This is a genomic window from Streptomyces sp. bgisy027 (genome assembly GCF_057710365.1).
The window spans coordinates 65,089-86,087 of the sequence record NZ_JBYIVZ010000011.1 but is presented as its reverse complement, the minus strand read 5'-3'; the positions used below and the strand labels follow the sequence as shown (position 1 = coordinate 86,087).

The 20,999-nt window shown below is 72.7% G+C and carries 21 protein-coding genes and 1 pseudogene; 7 read left to right on the top strand and 15 right to left on the bottom strand.

Features of this window, described 5'->3' with window-relative positions:
• Nucleotides 1-494: 494 nt before the first annotated feature.
• Nucleotides 495-1,388 carry a universal stress protein gene (locus AC3ETA_RS13820; protein WP_432193166.1) on the top strand — a complete coding sequence of 298 codons (894 nt, stop codon included), beginning with the start codon at nt 495-497 and terminating at the stop codon, nt 1,386-1,388.
• Between the two features lie 43 nt (nt 1,389-1,431).
• Here the strand turns inward: AC3ETA_RS13820 and AC3ETA_RS13815 are convergent, their stop codons facing one another.
• The 4 genes from AC3ETA_RS13815 to AC3ETA_RS13800 form a co-directional block, all read right to left on the bottom strand.
• Nucleotides 1,432-1,572, bottom strand: coding sequence for a hypothetical protein (locus AC3ETA_RS13815; RefSeq protein ID WP_432193165.1), 141 nt, complete (start codon nt 1,570-1,572; stop codon nt 1,432-1,434).
• Nucleotides 1,573-1,646: 74 nt separating this feature from the next.
• Nucleotides 1,647-1,883 carry a hypothetical protein gene (locus tag AC3ETA_RS13810; protein ID WP_432193164.1) on the bottom strand — a complete coding sequence of 79 codons (237 nt, stop codon included), beginning with the start codon at nt 1,881-1,883 and terminating at the stop codon, nt 1,647-1,649.
• 215 nt (nt 1,884-2,098) lie between these two features.
• Nucleotides 2,099-2,992 carry a universal stress protein gene (locus tag AC3ETA_RS13805; protein ID WP_432193163.1) on the bottom strand — a complete coding sequence of 298 codons (894 nt, stop codon included), beginning with the start codon at nt 2,990-2,992 and terminating at the stop codon, nt 2,099-2,101.
• A gap of 163 nt (nt 2,993-3,155) precedes the next feature.
• Nucleotides 3,156-3,386 (bottom strand): hypothetical protein, encoded by a 231-nt coding sequence (locus tag AC3ETA_RS13800; protein WP_432193162.1) that lies wholly within the window; start codon nt 3,384-3,386, stop codon nt 3,156-3,158.
• A gap of 137 nt (nt 3,387-3,523) precedes the next feature.
• Here AC3ETA_RS13800 and AC3ETA_RS13795 point away from each other — a divergent pair, with 137 nt between their 5' ends.
• Nucleotides 3,524-4,549 carry a 6-phosphofructokinase gene (locus AC3ETA_RS13795; RefSeq protein ID WP_432193161.1) on the top strand — a complete coding sequence of 342 codons (1,026 nt, stop codon included), beginning with the start codon at nt 3,524-3,526 and terminating at the stop codon, nt 4,547-4,549.
• Nucleotides 4,550-4,561: 12 nt separating this feature from the next.
• On the opposite strand, the gene AC3ETA_RS13790 is transcribed toward AC3ETA_RS13795, so the two are convergent.
• The gene (locus tag AC3ETA_RS13790) at nt 4,562-5,452 is read right to left on the bottom strand and encodes a universal stress protein (RefSeq protein ID WP_432193160.1); all 891 of its coding nucleotides are present in this window, start codon (nt 5,450-5,452) and stop codon (nt 4,562-4,564) included.
• A 213-nt stretch (nt 5,453-5,665) separates the two neighbouring features.
• On the opposite strand from AC3ETA_RS13790, the gene AC3ETA_RS13785 reads away from it, so the two are divergent.
• The 5 genes from AC3ETA_RS13785 (at nt 5,666) to AC3ETA_RS13765 (ending at nt 10,577) form a co-directional block, all read left to right on the top strand.
• Nucleotides 5,666-6,016 carry a carboxymuconolactone decarboxylase family protein gene (locus tag AC3ETA_RS13785; protein WP_432193159.1) on the top strand — a complete coding sequence of 117 codons (351 nt, stop codon included), beginning with the start codon at nt 5,666-5,668 and terminating at the stop codon, nt 6,014-6,016.
• Nucleotides 6,017-6,099: 83 nt separating this feature from the next.
• Nucleotides 6,100-7,152: a class I fructose-bisphosphate aldolase gene (locus AC3ETA_RS13780; RefSeq protein WP_432193158.1), complete on the top strand. Its 1,053-nt coding sequence runs from the start codon at nt 6,100-6,102 to the stop codon at nt 7,150-7,152.
• Nucleotides 7,153-7,725: 573 nt separating this feature from the next.
• Complete coding sequence (locus AC3ETA_RS13775; RefSeq protein WP_432193157.1) at nt 7,726-8,865, top strand: site-2 protease family protein; 1,140 nt, start codon at nt 7,726-7,728, stop codon at nt 8,863-8,865.
• Between the two features lie 492 nt (nt 8,866-9,357).
• Entirely contained in the window at nt 9,358-10,230 is an 873-nt protein-coding gene (locus AC3ETA_RS13770; RefSeq protein ID WP_432193156.1) for a universal stress protein, read from the top strand.
• Nucleotides 10,231-10,331: 101 nt separating this feature from the next.
• The gene (locus AC3ETA_RS13765) at nt 10,332-10,577 is read left to right on the top strand and encodes a hypothetical protein (RefSeq protein WP_432193155.1); all 246 of its coding nucleotides are present in this window, start codon (nt 10,332-10,334) and stop codon (nt 10,575-10,577) included.
• Here the strand turns inward: AC3ETA_RS13765 and AC3ETA_RS13760 are convergent.
• The 10 genes and pseudogenes from AC3ETA_RS13760 to AC3ETA_RS13715 form a co-directional block, all read right to left on the bottom strand.
• Nucleotides 10,564-13,009 (bottom strand): annotated as a pseudogene (locus AC3ETA_RS13760) (SpoIIE family protein phosphatase). The gene AC3ETA_RS13765 and the pseudogene AC3ETA_RS13760 overlap by 14 nt on opposite strands.
• 282 nt (nt 13,010-13,291) lie before the next feature.
• Nucleotides 13,292-13,933, bottom strand: a complete 642-nt coding sequence (locus AC3ETA_RS13755) for a V-type ATP synthase subunit D (RefSeq protein ID WP_432193154.1) — start codon at nt 13,931-13,933, stop codon at nt 13,292-13,294.
• On the bottom strand, nt 13,930-15,339 hold the full coding sequence (locus AC3ETA_RS13750; RefSeq protein ID WP_432193153.1) for a V-type ATP synthase subunit B: 1,410 nt from the start codon (nt 15,337-15,339) through the stop codon (nt 13,930-13,932). The genes AC3ETA_RS13755 and AC3ETA_RS13750 overlap by 4 nt, the downstream gene beginning before the upstream one ends.
• Entirely contained in the window at nt 15,336-17,099 is a 1,764-nt protein-coding gene (locus tag AC3ETA_RS13745; protein WP_432193152.1) for a V-type ATP synthase subunit A, read from the bottom strand. Before AC3ETA_RS13745 ends, AC3ETA_RS13750 begins: the two co-directional genes overlap by 4 nt.
• Complete coding sequence (locus tag AC3ETA_RS13740; RefSeq protein WP_432193151.1) at nt 17,096-17,623, bottom strand: hypothetical protein; 528 nt, start codon at nt 17,621-17,623, stop codon at nt 17,096-17,098. Before AC3ETA_RS13740 ends, AC3ETA_RS13745 begins: the two co-directional genes overlap by 4 nt.
• The gene (locus AC3ETA_RS13735) at nt 17,620-17,847 is read right to left on the bottom strand and encodes a hypothetical protein (RefSeq protein WP_432193150.1); all 228 of its coding nucleotides are present in this window, start codon (nt 17,845-17,847) and stop codon (nt 17,620-17,622) included. Before AC3ETA_RS13735 ends, AC3ETA_RS13740 begins: the two co-directional genes overlap by 4 nt.
• Nucleotides 17,848-17,849: 2 nt before the next feature.
• Nucleotides 17,850-18,266, bottom strand: a complete 417-nt coding sequence (locus AC3ETA_RS13730; protein WP_432193149.1) for an ATP synthase subunit C — start codon at nt 18,264-18,266, stop codon at nt 17,850-17,852.
• Nucleotides 18,263-19,759 (bottom strand): V-type ATPase 116kDa subunit family protein, encoded by a 1,497-nt coding sequence (locus tag AC3ETA_RS13725; RefSeq protein WP_432193148.1) that lies wholly within the window; start codon nt 19,757-19,759, stop codon nt 18,263-18,265. Before AC3ETA_RS13725 ends, AC3ETA_RS13730 begins: the two co-directional genes overlap by 4 nt.
• A complete protein-coding gene (locus tag AC3ETA_RS13720; protein ID WP_432193147.1) occupies nt 19,746-20,705 on the bottom strand; it encodes a hypothetical protein in 960 nt (319 codons plus the stop codon). Before AC3ETA_RS13720 ends, AC3ETA_RS13725 begins: the two co-directional genes overlap by 14 nt.
• Nucleotides 20,705-20,977, bottom strand: a complete 273-nt coding sequence (locus tag AC3ETA_RS13715) for a hypothetical protein (RefSeq protein ID WP_432193146.1) — start codon at nt 20,975-20,977, stop codon at nt 20,705-20,707. Before AC3ETA_RS13715 ends, AC3ETA_RS13720 begins: the two co-directional genes overlap by 1 nt.
• Nucleotides 20,978-20,999 lie beyond the last annotated feature (22 nt).

The following is a 20,999-nucleotide window of genomic DNA, read 5'->3' as shown; positions in this document are numbered from 1 at the left end:
CCGGCTGTCGGACCGTCTCGACCTCCGTTTCCGGCCGGCTCACCGACCGTGGTCTTCATGGAGGCCCTGTCGCGGGCCTTCGTCCCGGTCCTCGCGCCGACGGACAGGCCGTCCGGGCCTGCTGCGCGGGCAGCGTGCGACGACGTCCGCTTTCGCGTGGCTGTTCGAACCGCCGGAGCGGACCGGCTCGGTCGTGGTGGGCGGGACGGCGGGCGTCCCAGGTGTTGCGTGCCACCGCTGGTGATGTCTCGCTCCGCGGCGCTGGGGCTGTCGGCCGTCGTGGCCGGCGCAATGCTGCGGTTCACGATCACCGGAGCGCAGAGCGGTGCATCACGGTACCCATTCGTCGCATCCGCCCTTCCGACGCGAAGGGGCCGTTCGGCCCAGGACGTGGCCGCACCGGCCCCTGCCCGGGCCGCTCCCCGCACGGGGATCCTGGCAGTGCAGGGGCCCGCACACCGGCGTGCGGGCACCGATCCGGGGAGGTGGTGGCCGTGCTTCGCCCCGTTGTGGTGGGACTGGACGGTTCCCGTGAGAGCCTCGCTGCTGCCGACTGGGCGGTCCGGGAGGCGCTCAGGCGCGGTCTTCCGCTGCGCCTGGTGCACGCGTGGGAAGGCGGCATGTCGCCCGACGAGTCGGAGCTGCCCGAGCTGGAGGCGCCGCGCTTCTGGGGGCGGCGGATCCTGCGCGGTGCCATGGACCAGCTCAACGAGCGCTACCCGCAGGTGTATCTGAGCGCGGAGCAGATCTCCCGGCCGGCGGCCGACGCCCTGGTCGAGGCGGGGGACGAGGCCGAGCTGCTCGTCCTCGGCAGCCGCGCGTTCAGCGGTTTCGGGGGATTCATGGCCGGTTCGGTGGCGCTGGCGACGGTGGCGCACGCGGCGCGACCCGTCGTGCTCGTACGGGCGGATCAGACCCTTGAGGACGAGCACGAGCCGGACGCGGAGGGCAGGCCGTCGGCACATACGCCGTACCGTCCCGTCGTGGTCGGCGTGGACCCGGCGCAGTCGTGCGAGGAACTGCTCGCGTTCGCCTTCGAGAGCGCGACGCTGCGTGCCGCGCCACTGCGAGTGGTGCACACGTGGCAGGTGCCGTACGTGCCACGTGCCCTGGAGGCGAAGGCGCACAACGACCTGCAGACGAGGGCGGAGCGAGTACTGGCCTCCGTTCTCGGACCGTGGCGGGAGAAGTACCCCGCGATGGAGGTCACCGAGCTGGTCGAGGAGGGCCATCCGGCACAGCAACTGCTGCACGCCGCGCAGGATGCCGGTCTGCTGGCCGTCGGCCGCAGGATCCGCCCGGCCAGGATCGGCATGCACACCGGTCCGGTGGCGCACGCGGTGATGCACCACGTCCGCTGCCCGGTCGCGATCGTGCCGCACGAATGATGCGTCCCAGGTTGTCACCAGGGTTGTCACCAGGGGCAGTGGTTCACCGTGAGTATTTCGTGAGGGCGGCCGGCGACAGGAACAGCCTTGTCAGGTAGGTGCGCGTCTGATTGACGTCCTCGCCGGTCCTCGGGCCGGACTCGGTGCCGGTCAGGCGCTGCTTCGCGCGGGCGATGATCGCCAAGCCGAGCCGGAACGGTCCGGATCACACCTGAGATCCGGCCGTACAAGGCCCTCCGCGTCCGAGCAGCCCGGCCGTCAGTGCGCGCCGCTCCGGGGGCCGGTCTCCGCCAACTCGGCCTGGGACATCAGGCGGCCGGCCAGGTCGCGCGCCTCCTCCGCGGTCAGCGCGGCCCAGGCCCCGTGCTCACCGCTCTGGTCCGGGCCCACATCCAGGGCGACCCGGCTGATCGGCCGGTCCGCCGAGGCGAGCCTCAGACACGTGACCGCGATCCGGCGGCCGCAGGCCGTCACCAATGACACGTCACCGGACATGGACGACCGGCCTTCTTCCGCCGTCATCATCGCCCTCACACCCTCCGTCGGGGGACACATTTCGTTTCATCCCCTTCGAGCGGCACCCCTCGCGCCGTATACCCGTAGAGGTATTAGACGCAGCAATCGCGACGACGGGATTGTTCCCATGGCCCCGGGACACGAGGACCGCCCGTGGGCCCATCCGCGCCTCCGGTCAGTGATGCGGCACCACCTCAGTGATGCGGCACCACCGCGACCGGCGCGATCGCGCGTTGGAGCACCTCGTGTGTCACGGGACCGATGTGCGGTCCGACCGGCGTGCTGCGGCGCCTGCCCCCGAGGACGAGCAATGAGGCGTCACGAGAGGCATCCGCCAGATGCGCGCCCGGCCTGCCGATGACGGCCTCCTCCGTCACCTCCACTCCGGGAAACTTCTCCCGCCACGGGCGCAGCGTCTCGGCCAGAGGTCCGTCCGGCTCCAAGGCCCGCTCGTCCCGCTCCCCCGCCCGCGGGAGGGGCATCGCGTTCCAGCCGTGCACGACCCGCAGCCCGGTGGCACGGCGCGCGGCCGCGTCGAACGCGAACTCGAGAACCGCTTCGGCCGAACGCCCCGGCAACCGCAGGCCAAGAACGACATCGCGGTACGGAGTGGTCTCGGAGGCGATCCCACGCGAGTCCGCCCGGTGTCGGTACGCGTCGTCCGCTTCGGCACGGACGAGAACGACGGGCCCCTCGGCGCGTCCGACCACGGCGAGTGCCACGGAGCCGAAGAGCCGTCCGGAGGCCCGCCCGAGGCCGCGCGACCCCAGCACCAGCACCTCGGCTTCTCGCGCGGCCGCCGACAAGACCGCCGCGGGCTGCCCTGCGAGCTGCTCGGCGATGATGCCCAGACCGGGGTGACGGTACGTCAGGGACACCTCGGCGTCCTGCAGCATGCGGGCGCAGCGGTCCTCTCCCGGAAGCGCCACGGCCTCCGTCGCGAACGGCGCGTAGGCGTGCGGCTGCTGTTCCCCGGCGTGCACGACACGCAGCGGAACTGCCCGCAGGCGCGCCTCGCGGGCTGCCCAGTCGGCAGCGGCGAGGCCTTCCGGGGAGCCGTCGACACCGACGGTGACGGTACGGGGCATGAGCGGGCCTCCTTCGGGTGTGTGACCCCACTCTTCTGGCCCGAGCCCCTGCGGCAGGAGGGACCAGAGGTCCCTGCGTACACCCGATGGTCCCGTTTGACGGCCGGCCTGACGGATGCGGACTGCCGCAGGAGCGGCGACCCGCAACGGCAGGCGTCGTCGGTCAGCCGGTGAGCGGTAGCAGCACCACGGGGCCGTGGGACCGGCGCAGGAGTGTATGGCCGACCGGGCCGACCTGCGGTCCGGGCCGACTCGTACCACGGTGCGCGCCGATCACGACGACGGCGGACTCGCGCGTGGCGTCCGGCAGGGCCCGGGCCGGTCCTCTCGTTCGCCGGAGGTCCTCGGCGGCAGGGCCGTGGGGCGGGTCGCCGACGGGCCCCGTGTCGCTCATGCTGGAAGGAGAGGCTCATGGCTCTTCGAGTTCACACCCGCGCGGGCCGGCGTGGACCGAGTGACGCGTGCTGCTGCCCGACGAAGTGAGGTCCGGGTGCACGTGGGCGCTGCGACAGGCAGCCAAGGGAGGAAACCATGAAGGTCGGAGTGCTGACCGGCGGCGGCGACTGCCCCGGCCTCAACGCCGTGATCCGCAGCGTCGTACGCAAGGGTGTACAGGAGTACGGCTTTGAGTTCGTCGGTCTGCGGGACGGCTGGCTCGGGGCGGTCCAGGGCGACGTCGTGCCGTTGGACGTCTCCAGCGTGCGCGGGATACTCCCGCGCGGCGGGACCATCCTCGGTTCCTCCCGCACCAATCCGTTCAAGCACGAGGACGGGGTGCGGCGGATCCGGGACACCCTTGCCGCACACCAGGTGGACGCGCTAGTCGTGATCGGCGGCGAGGACACGCTCGGTGTGGCCACCGAGTTGAGCCGTCAGGGGGTCGATCTGGTCGGCGTGCCGAAGACCATCGACAACGACGTGTCCGGCACCGACTACACCTTCGGCTTCGACACAGCCGTGGGCATCGCGACCGAGGCCATCGACCGCCTCCACACCACTGCCGAGTCCCACATGCGCACCCTGGTGGTGGAGGTGATGGGACGGCACTCGGGGTGGATCGCCCTGCACGCAGGCGTGGCGGGCGGCGCCAACGTGATCCTCATCCCGGAACGGCCGTTCGACATCGACCAGGTCTGTGCGTGGGTGAAGAGCCGATTCAAGATCCACTACGCGCCGATCGTCGTCGCCGCCGAGGGAGCCGTTCCTCTCGAGGGGCAGATGGTCCTCAAGGACCGGACGCTGGACGAGTTCGGCCACGTGCGGCTGTCGGGCATCGGCGAGTGGCTTGCCCAGGAGATCGAGGAACGCACGGGCACGGATGCCCGCACCACCGTCCTCGGCCACGTCCAGCGCGGGGGCACTCCGAGCGCCTTCGACCGCTGGCTGGCCACGCGCTTCGGGCTGCACGCCGTCGACGCGGTCAAGGAGGGCGACTACGGCAAGATGGTGGCCCTGCACGGCACCCGGATCGTCCGCATCCCTCTCGACGGCACCAGGGCGAGGACCAAGCAGGTGGATCCGTCGCTGTACGACGAGTTCGAGGTGTTCTTCGGCTGACCCTCTCCCCGGTCAGCCGCCGTGGGGCACGACCGCCACCGGACAGCGGGCGTGGTGCAGCACGGCATGGGTCACCGGGCCCAGACGGCTCTCGGCCGCCCGTGGGTCGGTGCGTCGGCCCACGACCAGCAGCTCCGCTCCCCTGGACGCGTTCAGCAGGGCTTGCGCGGGGTGGAGCAGCACGACATCGGTGCGGGTCGTCACCTCGGGATACTTGTGCTGCCGTGTGCGCAGGGCGTCGGACAGTTGCAGGACCTCCTGGTCCTCCCAGGTCGCGCGGTCCTCCTCGGTCACGAACAGCTTCTGGGGGGAGACCGCCTCGGCGGGAAGAGCCCAGGCCTGAACCACCCGCAGGCACGCCCCGCGCGCCTCAGCCGCCGAGAACGCGAAATCCGCCACCTCACCGACCGGACGGTGCGCGTCGAACCCCACCACCACCTGGGCCGCACCTCCTGTCACGCGCGACCCGTCCCCGAAGCCCTCGACCGGCTGATCGGGCACGAGCACCACGGGGCAGGCGGCAGCCGCCGAGACACGAAGAGCCACCGAGCCGACCGCGAGTCCGTCGAAGCCGCCCGAGCCCCGTGCTCCGACCACGAGCAGCCCGGCGTCGCGCGCCGCGGCGAGCAGTGCCGCGGCCGGCGCATCCGCGGCCTGCTCGCCCCGCACCTGGAGGTCCGGGTAGCGGGCGCCGAGATCGGCGATCGCCCGCTGGAGTATGTGCTCGCCCAAGTGGTGCAGCGTTTCCGCGGCCGGGACCGGGACGGTCCCGCCCGGAAGCCGTGGCGAGGCGCGCACGAGACACAGCGGAACGCCGCGCAGCAGTGCCTCCCGGGCAGCCCAGTCCGCCGCGGCCAGGCTGCGTTCGGATCCGTCGATACCCGCCACCACAGCGTGACTCATCGCGTCCTCCTCAGCCCGCCGTGCATATCCGCGCGGGCGTCCCGCGACTCCTTCGGCCCTTTTCCACTGTTCCACGACGGGTCCCGATGGTCCCGGCGAAAGAGCCGTTCGGCCCCGTCCGCTCCGCTCCGCTCCGGCGTGCCATGGGAAGACGTCCGCGGAACGCAAGAACAAGGACGTCCGCAGAGCGCAAGAACCAGAAGGTGAGGAACCATGACCTACGGCACAGACGTGCGCAACGAACTGCGGGCGCCCGCCCGAGAACTGCGCAACGCGATCCCGCAGGTGTACGACGGGTACCGGCAACTGCACGACAGCGCGCTCGCCACCGGTGCCCTGGACGCCAAGACCAAGGAACTGATCGCGCTGGCCATCGCGGTGAGCAAGGAGTGCGACGGCTGTATCGCCGCCCACGCCCACGCGGCGGTCCGGCAGGGCGCCACCGAGCAGGAGGCCGCCGAGGCGATCGGGGTCGCGATCCTGATGAACGGAGGGCCGGGCACCGTCTACGGCCCCCGCGCCTTCGCCGCGTTCCGCGAGTTCCACGCGCAGGCGAAGCCGTGACGTCCGCCGGATGAACCCACGAAGCAGGGCACCGCGAACCTCCGGGGATTCGCGCGCAACGCACATCGGCAGGAGGCGGAACGATGACCGACATCCACGGCCTGCTGGGCGACGAGGCCAAGAACCTGTTGACCCACACCGCCCAGGGGATTCCCAGGGAAGACCTGGTGCTGCCGGGTCATGACTTCGTCGACCGGGTCGTGGCGGCATCCGACCGCTCGCCCCGCGTGCTACGCAACCTGCAAGCCCTCTTCGACCACGGCCGACTCGCCGGCACGGGGTACGTGTCGATCCTTCCGGTCGACCAGGGCATCGAGCACTCCGCGGCATCCGCGTTCGCCGCCCATCCCCGCTACCTCGATCCGAAGAACATCGTCGAACTCGCCGTCGAGGGCGGCTGCAACGCGGTCGCCAGCACGCTCGGGGTTCTGGGAGCCGTCTCGCGGCGGTACGCGCACAAGATCCCCTTCATCGTGAAACTCAACCACAACGAACTGCTGACCTACCCGAACCACTACGACCAGATCATGTTCGGCAATGTCCAGCAGTGCTTCGACCTCGGCGCGGCCGGGGTCGGTGCCACGGTCTACTTCGGCTCGGAGCAGTCGGACCGCCAGTTGCAGGAGGTCAGCGAAGTCTTCGCGCGAGCCCACGAACTGGGCATGTTCACGGTGCTGTGGTGCTACCTGCGGAACTCGGCGTTCAAGAAGGACGGCGTGGACCACTCGGTGTCGGCCGACCTCACCGGCCAGGCCAACCACCTCGGCGTGACCATCGAGGCCGACATCGTCAAGCAGAAGCAGCCGGAGAGCAACGGCGGCTACCGCGCCCTCGAGTTCGGCCGGACCGACCCGCTCCTGTACAGCACGCTCACGACCGACCACCCGATCGATCTCACCCGCTGGCAGGTGGCCAACTGCTACATGGGCCGCGTCGGACTCATCAACAGCGGTGGCGCCTCGGCCGGTACCGGCGATCTCGCGCAGGCCGTGAGGACTGCAGTGATCAACAAGCGGGCAGGCGGCACCGGCCTCATCACCGGCCGCAAAGCCTTCCAGCGGCCCACCGCCGAAGGCATCGGACTGCTCCACGCCGTCCAGGACGTCTACCTCGACGACGCCGTCACGGTCGCCTGACCCAAGCAGGGCGCCAAGCCGGCCAGGACGGCGAAGCGCAGCTGCGGCACACCGATGCGTCATGACGCCTTCCGGCGACTGGCCGAGAGGTCCGGGCGGGGTCCTCGGCCGTGTTTCGCCGTCGCGCCGATCGGCACTGAGGCCGGACGCCCCTCGTAGAGGTCCGAGTGGCCCATGCCCTGATGCCCTCCCCGGCCCGACGATGGTGGTGCGGCACGTGACGTGCGGGAGGTGCGCCGTGAACTGCCACGACTGCATATGTGAGGGCACCGGGGCACCCGGTGTCGCGGTGTGCCGCCTCCGCGGGACCGGGGTGCGTACACAGCACGCCCAGATGACCGGCGAAGTGCCGCGTCCCGCAGTCGCCGCGAGGCTCAGCCGCAGGCGGCGCCCTGCTCGGTATCCGTCCCGCCGGGTCCGCCCCGCGACCGCCGGGTGCAGCCGAGTGAGGCGCGCCGCGCGCGAGCGGGGAACGGGCCGGCCCGGAGGGACGGTGCTCGGCCCCACCGCCGGCGGGACGGGATTGCGGCTTGCGGGGCCAGGCGCCCTGGGTCGGTGGGGTCGGTGGGCCCGATGAAGGAGACGATTCCCCTCGGACGTATCGCCGGCGTCCGCGTCGGCCTGAACTGGAGCGTGCTGGTCATCATCGCCCTGGTGACCGTCACGCTCGCGGAGGGCCGCTTCCCGGACGCTCACCCCGGCCACTCCGCCTGGGCCTACTGGGCGCTGTCGCTGATGGCGGCAGTGGTGTTCCTGGCCTCGCTGTTGGCGCACGAACTGGCGCACGCCGTTGTCGCTCGCCGAAACGGTGTCAAGGTCGACGGCATCACCTTGTGGATGCTCGGCGGTGTGGCCCGCCTGCACAGCGAGGCGCGCACGCCCGGTGCGGAAGTGCGCATCGCGGGGGTGGGGCCGCTGACGAGCGCTGTCGCGGGCGGCCTTTTCCTCGGCCTGGCCGTGTGGCTGGACGCCCTGCACGCCTCGGGGCTCGTCGTCGAGGCGGTCGCCTGGCTGGGCGGCATCAACATCGTGCTGGCGGTCTTCAACGCCCTGCCGGCCGCCCCACTCGACGGCGGACGGCTGCTGCGTGCGTTCCTTTGGCACCGCACCGGGGACCGGCTGCGGGCCACCCACGGCGCCGCCGTCGCGGGCCGTACGCTGGGCTGGTTCATGATCGTGACGGGCTTCGCGGCGCTGATCTTCGCCGGGGACCTCTCCGGACTGTGGCCCGCCCTGATCGGCTGGTTCCTGATCGCCGCAGCAACCGCCGAGGAACGGCAGACCGAGCTGCGCGGCGTCCTGGACGACATCCCCGTCAGCCTGGTGATGACCCGCGCCCCGGTCACTGTTCCGGCCACCATGACCCTCGCGTCCTTCCTGGCCGAGGGTCCCTTCGGCCGCTACCGCCACTCGGCGTTCCCCGTGCTCGCCGCGGACGGCACGGCGGCCGGTCTGGTCACTGTCCGCCTCATCGACCGCGCGTCCTCCCCAGGGCCTTCCGGCACCACGATCGGCGACGTGATGCTCACGCTGCCGGACGTGACCACGGCGGGCCCGGACGATCTGGTCGTGGATCTGCTGCCGCGTCTGGAGGCCGGCCGGGAACGCCGGGCTCTGATCCTCGACCACGGTCTCGTGGTCGGCATCGTCACCCTCGCCGACATCACCCGCGCCCTCTCCTGGCTCGCCCCTGCCGCGCGCCGCAGCATCTGACGCCCTGGTCCCCGTACGCCGCAGCATCTGACGCCTGGTCCCCGTACGCCGCAGCACCTGACGCCCTTGTCCCCGCGTGCCGACAGCGCCGTGCGCCTTGGAGGTGCGCCATGGAGGCAGTCCCACCGGGCTGTGATCGCCGCGCCTCGACGCCTCATCCGGCGAATGCCGGCCGACCGGGCCGGATCGAGATCGCGCGCAACGTCACCCCGCCGGGATCCAACCCGGCTTCGGGCCACTGACCGGTCCGAAGCGGGTGCCGCGCCGCGACGGAGCGGAAGCGGTGGCAGTCAGCCACGGGGCACTGGAGGAGGGGCCGCCGACGGCCGGTATGCCGTCCCGTGCCGCATAACGTTGCCGGTGTCATTCCTGGGCGCCGGACGGCAAGCGACCGTCGGCTCCGCCAAGCCGTGGTGTGGCGGCGCTCGACGGCCGGGGTGAGGCTGGAGGGACAGCCGGCAGACGGTGGCGCGGACATCTCCTGGAGGTGCCATGACAGGTGCGGACGGGCGTCGGCCGATCGTGGTGGGCGTCGACCCCGATCCTTCGAAGCGACCGGCGTTGGCCTGGGCCGCCGACGAAGCGGATCGACGGGGCGCGCCGCTCCGCCTCGTCCACGCCCAGGGCGTACCGACCCGCGGCTACCGGTCGGGAGAGGTGCGGCCGTCCTGGGAGGAGTGGAACCAGGCGCTGCACGGTCTGGGTGACCAGGTGCTCAAGGAGGCGGTCGGCTTCGTCGAGTCGCGGCGTCCGACGGTCCAGGTCTCGGCCTTGCTGGCCGAGGGAGAGCCCGCGTGGGTACTGCGCGAGGAGGCACGAAACGCCACCCTGGTCGTGGTGGGTTCCTGGCACCTGAGCAGACGGCGTGAAATGTTCACCTCCGCCTCCGTCGCGCTCCCGCTCACCGCCCACGCTCCCTGCCCCGTTGTCGTCGTACCGGAACCGGAACACGTCACCCAGCAACCCGCGTACTTCGTGGTCGGCGTCGACGGCAGTCCGCACTCGGCTGCGGCGGTGGACGCGGCCTTCGAGGAGGCGGCCCTGCACGGCGGGCTTCTGCGCGCCCTGTACGTGTGGCATCCGCCGCTCCTCGGTGCCTTGGACGAGGACGCCGCGATCCGCGAGTGCCGCCGTGTGCTGTCCGAGACGGTGGCGGGCCGTACCGCGAGGTTCCCGGACGTGGAGCTGCACCACGAAGTCGTCCGCGGCCATCCGGTGCAGGTCCTGACGGAAGCCTCGGAACACGCCCTGGGTCTCGTCGTGGGAACCCGGGGGCACGGAGGATTCACGGGCCTGCTGCTCGGTTCGGTGAGCCAGGGAGTGCTGCATCACGCACGCTGCCCCGTGATCACGGTCCCCGTGTGAGCCGCCGAACGGCACGGGGTGTGTGCCCCGGGTCGCCGCCCGCGTCAACGACGCCGCCAACGCCTGCTGTTCGGCGAACGCCGGGGGTCGACGTCGCCGTTTTGGCCGCCACCCCGCTGATCTCCCTGATCGAGGAGGCAACCGGGGCCACCGACACGGTCGCCCTGCTGCGGCTGAGCAAGGCGGGCGTGGACGTAGGGAACCGCCCCGGACAAGCTCCGACGGGCCGCCGCTCCGCCGTCCGGCCCGCACGGCGCCGCCCGCGGCCGTACTCCTGCTCGACCTGGGACGACGACCTCGTACGCGAACGGTGCCGAGGCCAGGTCAGCCCCTTCACGCGTCGGTGACGTCCAACTCCGCCCAGATCGTCTTCCCGTCGGCGCGGTGGCGTGTCCCCCATCGCTGGGTGAGCTGGGCGACGAGGAGCAGGCCGCGGCCGCCTTCGTCGAAGGTGCGCGCCCTCCGCAGGTGCGGGGCGGTGCTGCTGCCGTCCGAGACCTCGCAGATGAGCGACGTGTCGCGGATCAGACGCAGTTGGACGGGAGGCAGCCCGTAGCGGATCGCGTTGGTCACGAGTTCGCTGACCACCAGCTCGGCGGTGAACGCCAGGTCGTGCAGTCGCCACTCGGCCAGCTGCTCCAGCACCTGTGCACGGGTATCGGCCACCGCGGCCGGGTCGGAAGGCACGTCCCACGTGGTGACCTGGCCGGCGTCGAAGGCCCGGGTGCGGGCGACGAGCAGGGCGACATCGTCCTGCGGCTGGGTGGGCAGCAAGGTGTGGATCAGGTCGTCGCACAAGGCGTCCAGTGAGAACACAGGCCGCTCCAGGAACCGGCGCAGCAGCGTGAGACCGTTACCCGGGTCGTGCTCGGGCCCCTCGATGAGGCCGTCCGTGTAAAGCGCGAGGAGGCTGCCGGGGGGGCAGCTCCCACTCGACGGTTTCGAACGGCAGACCACCCACACCGAGTGGCGGGCCGGGTGGGACGTCGACAAAGTCCACGGTGCCGTCCGGAGTGACGACGGCAGGCGGCGGATGGCCCGCGGTGGCCGCCGTGCAGCGGCGCGTCACCGGGTCGTAGACCAGGTACAGGCACGTCGCGATGAGACCGGTGGAGATGTTCAGGTCGGGTTCGGGTTCGGGTTCGGCTTCGGCTTCGGCTTCGGGCTCGACGGCGGAGTCCTCCTCCGCCGTCAGGTGGGTGACCAGGTCGTCGAGGTGGATGAGAAGTTCGTCGGCGGGAAGGTCGACGTCGGCCAGGGTACGCACGGCGGTCCGCAAACGCCCCATGGTGGCGGAGGCGCGCAGACCATGGCCCACCACGTCGCCGACGACCAGTGCGACCCGGGCGCCCGACAGCGGGATCACGTCGAACCAGTCACCGCCCAGTCCTGCCCGGGTACGGGCCGGAAGGTAGCGGTAGGCGGCCTCGACGGCGTCCTGTTCGGCGATCCGGCGCGGGAGGAGGCTGCGTTGCAGGGTCAGGGCGGTGGTGCGTTCGAGGGTGTAGCGCCGGGCGTTGTCCACGGCCACGGCGGCCCGCGCGCCGATCTCCTGGGCGAGGAGCAGGTCGTCCTCGTCGAACGGGTCCTGGCGCTGGTGGCGGACGAGAACGGCCACTCCGAGGGTGAGGCCGCGTGCGCGCAGCGGGATGACCATGACCGAGTGGATGCCGAAGGACTTCACCACCCGGGACCGCTCGGGGTCGGCCGCCTGCCAGTTGCGGATGGCTTCGTCGATGGTGCGGTGCAGCGAGGGCCGGCCGGTGGCAAGGCAGCGGGCGGGGGGAGTGTACTGCGGGTACTGGTCCACCTCTCCCTGCCGGATCACCGCCTCGGGTGCGCCGGGCAGGACGGACTGGTGCGCCACCCGGCGCAGAGCGACGGTACCGGTGGCGGTGGGCCTCGGCTCGACGCCGCGGAACAAGGAGTCCAGCAGGTCGATGGTGACGAAATCGGCCAATCGGCCCACTGTCACGTCGGCCATCTCCTGCGCTGTCCGCGTCACGTCCAGAGTGCGGCCCACGTGGGTGCTGACGTCGTTCAGCAGGGCGAGCCGCTCCCGGGCCGAGTGCTGTTCGGAGACGTCCAGAGCGGAGAGCTGTACATGCCGTACTCGCCCCGACCGGGTCCTGATCGGAGACACCGCCACGGACCAGGCCCGCTCCCGGGCGTCCGGCCGGGCCCTGCCCCGCACGAGGAACTGTTCGAAGTCGCCCGTTTCGAACACGCGGCGCATGCCGTCCTCGACCGTCCGGCAGGCGTGGGGCGGCAGGATCTCGGTGATCCGCCGGCCTTGCATCTGCTCTTCGCTGAAGCCCAGTTCGCGGGCGGCTCCGGCGCTCGCCCGCAGGGCCCGCAGGCCGGAGTCGAACACCATCACGGGCAGGAGGCACTGTGCGAAAGCGTCCTCCGTCGTCGCCCAGTCCGGTTGCGGCTGCTCCGGCACTGTGGCCAGCACGAAGTACTGCACGTTGCCTTCGCCGTCGTACGACGGGTAGGCCCGCAGCCACGCCGCCACGCGTCGGCCGTCCCGGTGCCGGAGCGAGACGACCCTGCTCCCCCCGGCCAGGGCGGCGGCAAGACCCTGCTCGACGTCCTCGCCGGGGTCCAGCAGACCGGCTGCCGGACGCCCCACGACCTCCTGGTGGGCGTGGCCCAGCAGACGCTCGGCCCCCGCGCTCCACCCCGTCACGATCCCCGTCGAATCGACGACGGCCGTGGCCGAGCCGGCCGGATCAGGAACCACACCCGTGTTGCCGAGCGGGGTGGCACCGTGCATGTCGATCACCGCCCATTCCACTTCCCGTGGACCCTGGCCCCGGGGATGCGCAGGGGGACACCGGGCGCGCGGAGCGACGCTGCGCGCCGCACCGGCCCCCTACCTCCACTTCTACCGTCGTTCACGCATGCCCGCGCGCGAAGCCGCACGCCGGCGTCGACGTGATCACGCTCCGCGCCCGTGGGGAGGGCTCTCGCCGTGCCGGCAGTGGGCCGTACGACCGATCGGTTCGCAGCGGGGCGAGAGCGGTCACGCTGGACGTGGGATCCGCCGGTGACCGCCCTACCGTCCTGTGGCCGACCCGCCGCCCCCGGCCGCCCGAGACGCCCAGCGCCGCCGGACACCGTCCTCGTGTTCCGCCTGTTCCAGCGCAAGGTCGGCCCGGTCGAGCGCTTCCCGCAGGCTGGGGATCCAGTGGCGCCGCAGGGCACGGACCCGGTGCCGGGTGCCGACGACCTCCGCGCCCACCAGCTCGGCTGCCGCGTGCGCCGCCGCGTACTCCCCGGCGGCGCGCACAGCGCGGCCGTATGCCGCCTCGGCGTGCACGAGTGCCGTGTTGGTGGGCGCGGCGGCGGTGGACGGACGGACGGGTACGGACGTGGTGACCCCCGCCGGGTGGCGTACTCCCATGGAAACGGTCCAGTCGATGGTGACCTCGGCGGAAGCGATGCTCGCGGCGGCCGCGTCGAGGGCTTGCTCGCCGCCCAGGAGCAGTCCGCGCAGCAGCCAGCTCTCGGCCTCGGACAGCAGGTCCTCCCAGGCACGGGCCGCCGCCTCCGCCACGCGCAGCAGTCGCCGGTGTTCGGCTCGGAGGATGCGCAGCTTCTGTTCAAGGAGGTCCGCTCCGCGCACGGCGACGTCGAGACTGTGCCGCAGACGCATCCGTCCGGCACGACCGGGCGGTGCACGGCGGATGCCGGTCATGGGGACGTCTCCTCGTCGAGGTCGCCGAGGTCCTTCGCCCCATGTGCGTCGAGGAGCCGGGCGGGAAGCATCGAGAGCTGGCCGCGGGGCAGGGTGAGCAGGGCCCGCCAGCCGCGTTCCAGCGAGGCGTCGAGGGCGCGCGGCCGGTCGCTGCGCTGGTCGACGAAGTCCCGCAGGAACGCCTCCTCGAAGTCCAGGTGACGGCGGTCGGTGGGGCTCAGCGCCGCCCGGCCGACCAGGTCGGCCAGATCGCGGACCTGACGAGCGCGGGCGAGGGCGGCCAGCAGTTGCGCCGCGACGTCGAGATGGTCGTCTCGGGTACGGCCGGGCCCGGCGCCCTTGCGCATCAGCCGGGAGAGGGAGGACAGGGCGTCCAGCGGCGGGTACACACCCCGTGCGTGCGTCTCGGCAGAGAGCACGATCTGCCCTTCGGTGATGTAGCCGGTCAGGTCGGGCACCGGATGGGTGATGTCAGCCGCGGGCATCGTGAGCACCGGCAGCACGGTGACCGAACCGGAACGGCCCCGGATCCGGCCGCAGCGTTCGTACAGGGAGGCCAGGTCGCTGTAGAGGTAGCCCGGGTAGGCCCGGCGGGCCGGGATCTCCCCTCGGGCGGCGGAGACCTCGCGCAGCGCCTCGGCGTACGTCGTCATGTCCGTCATCACCACGAGGACGTGCCGCCCCTCGGTGAACGCGAGGTGCTCGGCGACCGTGAGTGCGATCCGCGGAGTGAGGATCCGTTCGATCACCGGGTCGTCCGCCGTGTTCAGCAGCAGGACCAGTTCCCCGGCCGCGGACCGTTCCTCCAGGGCGTCTCGCACGAAGGAGCCGTCGGCGTGGGTCAGTCCCATTCCCGCGAAGACGACGCTGAACGCCTCACCTGCGGCCGTTGCCTGCGCGGCGATCTGCGCGGCGAGTTCCAGGTGTGGCAGTCCGGCCACGGAGAACACCGGAAGCTTCTGTCCCCGCACCAGCGTGGTCAGGGCGTCGACGGCCCCGACCCCGGTGAGCACCGGGTCGGAAGGCGGCTCACGCCGCAGCGGGTTGATGGGAGCGCCGCCCACCTCGGCGTCGTGGGCACCGAGTACGGGTGGGCCGCCGTCGAGGGGCTCGCCGCGGCCGTTGCAGACGCGCCCGAGCCAGTCCGTGCCGACCGGGATGCGCAGCGGGCTGCCCGAGAAGGCCGCCCGGACCCCCTGCGGGTCCATGCCCGCGGTGCCCTCCAGCACCTGGACGACCGCGAGGTCCCGGTCGGCGTCCAGGACCACGCCATGGCGCCGCTCGTCCGAGGCGAGCGTGATGCGTACGTACTCGTCCCAGCCGACCCCCGAGACGCCCTCGAGGATCGCGAGCGGGCCTCGAAGCTCGCGCACCGCCGTGTACTCGATCTCGCCGGGCAGGCTCATGGCCGCAGCTCCTCCAGCTTCGCGAGCATGGTGTCCCGCCGCACCGTCACCCCGGCGGCGTCGTGCGGACCGGTGTCCTCGCGAGCACGCAGCAGCGGACCGAAGTCGACCGCCTCGACCGAAGCCGCGGGGACGCCGTGGTCCACCAGTTCGCGGCAGCGGTCGGCGATCGTGAGGACGGCGTCGGCCAGGGCGGCTGTCTTCTCCGGGCCGCAGTACGCGTCCCGCTCGGACAGCGCGCTCTGCTGCAGCACCCCCTCGCGGATCAGCCTCCCCGCCAGTACGTTGATCCGCTCCCGCGCGGGCAGGGCGGCGATCCCGATCAGGTCCACGAGATCGGCCAGCCGGTCGGCCTCGGCGAGCATCGCTCCCACCCGGTCACGGCGCCGGGCCCACTCCGGATCACCGGCCGCCCTGTGTGAGGCGGCCAGAACCGGTACGTCCCGGGAGAAGGACCCGGTCCATGAGAGGGCGGGGTAGTGACGGGCGTAGGCGAGGTCTCGATCGAGGGTCCACCGGCAGCGGACGAAGCGCTCGGTGTGCGCGGTCACCGGTTCGGTCAGGTCCCCGCCCGGCGGGGACACCGCGCCGATCACCGTGACCGAACCCCGGTCGCCACCGAGGGTGGTCACAGCGGCGGCCCGCTCGTAGAAGGCAGCGATGGCCGAGGCCAGTCCGGCCGGATAGCCCTCCTCGGCGGGCAGCGCCCCGGTACGAGAGGCGAACTCGCGCAGCGCCTCGGCCCACCGGGAGGTCGAGTCGGCGATGACGACCACGTGCAGACCCATGTCCCGGAAGTACTCGGCGACTGTCATCCCCGTGTACACGCTCGCCTCCCGGGCCATCATCGGCATGTTGGAGGTATTGGCGATCGTCACGGTGCGGTCCGCCAGGCGCCCGCCCGTGCGAGGGTCCTGGAGCTCCGCCAGTTCGGTGATGACGTCGGCCATCTCGTTGCCGCGCTCCCCGCAGCCGACGTAGACGATGACGTCCGCGTCGCACCACTTGGCGATCTGCTGCAACAGCATCGTCTTGCCCGTGCCGAAGCCCCCGGGCACGGCCACGGTGCTGCCCCGGGCCACGGGGAAGAGCAGGTCGATCACGCGCTGGCCGGTGTTCAGGGCCTCGTGGCTGTCGACGCGCTCCCGCACCGGACGCGGCCGGCGCACGGGCCACAGGGCACCGACCGTCACCTCGCTGCCGCCCACCCGAGCCACGGCGGCGTCCTGTGGGTGGTCCCCGGCGACGGCTACGTCCTCGACCGTGCCGTCACCGCCGGGCGGCACGAGGACCCTCACCCGCACCGCTCCCGCGTCCAGGATCTCCCCGAGCACCTCCCCCTCGGCCACCCGCTCGCCCTCCGCCACCGACGGGGAGAAGTTCCACGTACGTTCCTCGGCAGCCTGCCGCCCCGCCCCGGGCAACAGCCAGTCGCCGACGCCGGACAGGGGGCGCAGCATGCCGTCGAAGATCCCGCCGAGCAGCTCGGGGCCGAGCCGCACCGACAGGGGGCGGCCCCGGGGCAGCGCCGTCTGCCCCGGAGCGAGTCCACCGGTGTACTCGTACGCCTGGACGGTGACCACGTCACCGCTGATGGCGACGACCTCACCGGGCAGCCCCGCCGGGCCGATCGAGACCAGGTCGTACATCGCGATACCGCCCGCGTACTCCATCTCGATCAGCGGTCCGGTCACGCGCAGGATCCGGGAGGCCCGCTCCCGCGCAGCCGTCCCGTGACCGGTTTCTGCAGCTTCCGTCACGGCTCCCACAGGTTCCGCGCCTCCCCTCCCAGACGGTCCAGTGCGCGGTCGGCCAGCGCGGTCAGGGACAGATCGGCCCGCTTCCCCGACGCCTGGGCCACCACGCCCCCGTCGGCGTGCTCGATCATCTCGGCGCCCGGCCCGAGCAGGACGCGCGCCCGGTGTTCCAGCCGCCGCCGCAGGGACGGGTGGTCATCGGTCCGGCGCATCTCCCGGACCCGCTCGGCGGCCTCGCGGCGCAGCTCCTCGTACGCCTCCCGGCGAGCGGAGAGCGTGCGGGACCTGGCTTCGCGCCTCGCCCTGACGAGGAGCTCGCGGGCGGCGTCCGCGCCGTCGGCCTCACCCTGGCGCCGGGCGGCGTCGAGAATGGTGCGGGCCTCGACGCGAGCCTGCTCGACGCGTGCGGCGGCATCGCGCTCGGCGCGTGCCAGAAGAGCTTCCGCCTCGGTGTGAGCGGCTCGCAGCAGCTCGGCCCGGACCGGAGAGAGCGCGTCCGAGGTCTGCTGGGGAGCCGGTGTCGTCATGGCGGCATCACAGCGGTCAGCGGGCGACGGCCGCCCGGCGCCACCGGTTCCGCGTCCAGTGCCTGCGCCGCGGCAGGGGTGAGGATCACCAGGTCGACGCCGTCCGGCAGAGTTCGCCAGATCCGGAGTACGGCCGAGGGGTCCTCGGCGACGAGTACGTCCGCCCCGGCCAGTGCCAGACCGGCAACGCGGGACCGCTCTCCAAGCGCGGCGACGCGGCCCATGGTCACGCCTTGCCGATGAGGATGACCGCGACGACCAGCCCGTAGATGGCGATGCCCTCGGCCAGTCCGACGATGACCATGGCACGGCCGAAGAGTTCGGGCCGTTCGCTGAGCGCCGCGAGGGCTGCCGCTCCGGTGTAGGCGACAGCGATGCCCGCGCCGATCGTCGCGCCGGCCACCGCGATCGCGGCGCCGATCAGGGCGGCGGAACCGGAGCCGGACTCCTGTGCCACGGTGGTCGCGGCTTGCGCGGTGCCTCCGCCGAGCGCCAGGGTCAGGACCACGGCTGCGGCCACCAGGAGCACTGCGTCGGCGGCCACCATCCACCACACGGCCGTCCGGCTGAAGCGTCGCAGGACGAGGCGTACGGCGACGAATCCCGCGACGATGACGGGCAGGGCCAAGAACCAGGTGATCACGCTTCCTCCTCTCCCACCGGGCCGCGCGCCACGACCTGAACCGCTGCGGGCGGCCCGGCGGCGGCCGGCCCCGTGAGGTGCTGTACGGGCAGGTGCCAGGGCCTGAACGGGCGGCCCTCGCCCTCGAAGAGCCGGGAGAACAGTTCGTAGAACTCCAGCCGCAGCGCCTGGACTCCGGCCACCAGGGCCTCCAGCGCGAAGGCCAGGGCGTTGCCTGCGAGAAACACGAGCACCGCTGCGACGGCGCCCACCGGGCCCCGGCCCGCAAGAGCCGTCGTGCCGTCCCAGACGATCGCCCCCAACGCCGCGTGGGTGAGACCGAAGGCAGCGAGCCGTGCGAACGACACGACGTTCGAGCCGATGCGCACGACCGCGTCGAACAGCTGGATACCCGTCTGCACGGCACCACCCGGACCGCCCGCCGTGGTGGCGTACAGCCCCACCGCAGCGAGCGCCAGCCCGACTGCCGCGATCGCGGCGCCCAGCACCGCCAATGCGGCCTGGCCCAGCCACACGTACCCGGCGACGGCGACGAGACCGAGGTAGAGCGCCGCCCCGGCGATTCCGCTCGTCGCGTACAGGGCCGCCGCGAGACCGCCCTCCCGCCAGCGGTTCACGATCCCCGCGGCATAGGCGACGGCCAGCAGCACGGCGCCGAGTCCGACGGCGGTGGCCAGCAGCCGCATGGGCTCCTCCAGCGGTTCCAGCCACAGCACGGGCAGCACCCCGGTCGGACCGAAGAACTCGCCGTACGCCACCCCGGCCGAGGTGGAGGCGAGCCCGGCTCCGGCGACGAAGGGCCACAGCGGGCGCAGCGCCACCAGTCGGCGCGGACGGCCCGCTCGCAGCAGAAGGGCGACGATGACGAGCAGCAGACCGTGCCCGGCGTCGCCGAACATCAGGCCGAACATCACCACGTAGACGATCCCGGCGGGCAGGGTGGGGTCGAGGTCGGCGTAAGGCACGGTTCCGTATGTGGTGACCAAAGGCGTGAAGGAGCGTCGCACCGGTCTCGCCGTGACCACCGTGGATGCGGTGTCCGCTCCGGTCAGCAAGGTGGGCGGATCGACGCCGCGCGGGGTCCGCAGGGGCACCAGCGCGCCGCCGGCACCGGCGAGGCGTGCGGCCGTGGGACCCACCTCCGCCTGGGGGCACCAGCCGGCCACCGCCGCAACGGTGCCGTGGCGGACCGCGCTGTCGAGTCGCTCCTCCATCTGGGCCTCGCCCGCCAGCAGGTCTGCCCGGCCCGCGCGCTCCAGGGCGTCCAGGTCAGGGGTTTCCTCGCTCAGCGCGGGTTGTGCCGGCTCGGCGCGCAGCCGCTGGAGGCGGGTGGCCGCACGCCCGCGGACCTCCGGGCCGCCGTCCCCGGCCAGGTCGATCTCGACGCAGCCCGCCTCTGCGATCCGCACCAGGCTCGGCCGCAGCGCCTCCTCGGGTGCCACGACGGCCACCCTGCGCATCCGGACGGGGGCCGCCGGCTCAGCGCGGAGCATCGAGCACCCCCGTCGGCCGGCCCCCGGGGTCTCCGCCCCGGGCAGCCAGCTCCAGCGCGCCGCGCGTCCGCCACGCGTCGACGGACAGCAGTGCCGCTGTCCCCACCACCGGCTGCGGCCCGAAACGGGATCGACGCAGCAGTTCCCGGCCGTCCCGCTCGACCGCGTCCCACCAGCGCGCCTCCGCCCGCCACAGGTCCGCCACCTCGTCGATGTCGTCCACCAGCCACCTGGCGGTGGCCGGCAGCTCCTGACGGAAGTCGGCGTACGAGGCTGCGGCGATCGCCCCCGGTCCGAGCAGGCGGGCCGCCCGGCGGACGGAGACGTCCGGCATGCGGCGGCCGACGACGAACACCTCACGGCAGAACAGCAGGGCGAGCCGGGCCGCTGCCCAGCGCGCCGCGTCGGGGACGGTGGTGGCGAGCCGTAGGGCGGCGGAGACCCGCATGCCGGTTGCGACCGCAGCCGGCGAGTCGCCTCCGGGGTCGCCCCAGACGGAGGCCGCCAGGGAGGTGCGCAGCTCTGCCGGCGTGCGGGTGCGGGCGAGCCGTGTCCAGGCGGTCGCCAGCGCGCCCAGGCGGTAGGGCGGGGGGTGAAGGGGTGTCGAACCCGGTCGGCGCCGGTCGGCCCCGAGGCTGCTCAGATGGTGTTCGGTGTTGGAGAGCTCGAATCCGGCGGCCAGCGCCCGGACGGCGTCCGCGCCGGTGGCCGGTTGCCATCCGGCGAGGACCCGTAGATGCCACAGCAAAGTCGCCGAGACCGCACGCTGGGCCCCGGCCACAGTGACTCCCGGGCCGACGTCGTGCCGGTAGGGCGTGGCCGCCAGATAGCGCAGGGCGTCGTCGAGGGTGGTGGCCGCGGCCACCTCGCTGATGCCCTCGGCTCCCAGGCACCTGCTCCGCAGAGCGCGCGCCCGGGTCACGCCGGCCACCCATCCGGCGCTCATCACGGACCACTCCCCCGTGGTCTCTGCCGGCCTGGAGTCGGTTGACCCTCCGGCGGGAGGGGCGCCCCCTCCCCCGCCACCAGGTCCTCCCGCACGAGCGCGACGACCCGATCGGCGAGCGCGGGCGTCCGCCGCCCGGCCCGGTCGCGTACGGCGGCTGCCTCCCGCTCCGCCTCGGCGAGCAGCGTCGCCGCCTCGTCCCCGGCCGCGCTCAACGCCTGTTCGGCGGCGCGCTCCCGTGTCCCGTCGGCCTCCGCACGCGCCGCGGCCACGATCTCCTCGGCCTGCCGTCCG